Source organism: Streptomyces colwelliae (assembly GCF_048158785.1).
Lineage (GTDB): Bacteria > Actinomycetota > Actinomycetes > Streptomycetales > Streptomycetaceae > Streptomyces.
The window spans coordinates 1-666 of the sequence record NZ_JBLTJC010000879.1 but is presented as its reverse complement, the minus strand read 5'-3'; the positions used below and the strand labels follow the sequence as shown (position 1 = coordinate 666).

Here is a 666-nt window from a genome sequence, read left to right as displayed (position 1 = left end):
GACATGTGTGGGGGCGCGGGGGAATCCCTGTCCGGTGCGGGCGGCCGTGCCGGAGCGGAGTACGGGGGCGCGGTGCGAGGAGTGCGCGCGGCTGGACCGGGCGCACTCGGTGGCCGCCGACACGATCGCGGACGACCCGCGGCCATACCACGTATACCTGGCCTGGTTCGGCCCCGGCCTGCTCAAGGTCGGCATCACCGCCGAAGAGCGCGGCTCCGCCCGGCTCCTTGAACAGGGCGCGGTCTGCTTCAGCTGGCTGGGCTTCGGCCCACTGATGGCGGCCCGGCGCTCGGAGGAACTCCTGCGCGCCGCACTGCGGGTCCCGGACCGGATTCCCTACGGCGTGAAGCGCGCCGTACGGTCCGCGTTGCCGGACTCGGCCGCTGAGCGGGCCGCCGAGATCGCCGACCTGCACGCCCGCGCCCTCGCGCTGCGCGCATGGCCGGAGTCGCTCCACCGCGAGCCGTACCGGCCCGTGGACCACGTCGACGTCTTCGGCCTCGCGGGACTGCCGGCCGCCGTCGGTGAGGTGAGCGGGCTGGTCGCGGGCGGGGTGGTGAGCGGCGAGGTCGTCGCGGCGGCGGGACCGGACCTCCACCTCGCGACCGGGCGGGGGGTGGTCGTGCTGGACACACGGCTGATGACGGGGTGGGAGCTGATCCCGGC

Annotated in this window: 1 protein-coding gene; it reads left to right on the top strand. The window is 75.4% G+C overall.

All coding sequences use genetic code 11. The features are described 5' to 3' along the window. A partial coding sequence (locus tag ACNFOC_RS54960; RefSeq protein ID WP_416966391.1) for a DUF2797 domain-containing protein occupies nucleotides 1-666 on the top strand: 666 nt, incomplete at both ends.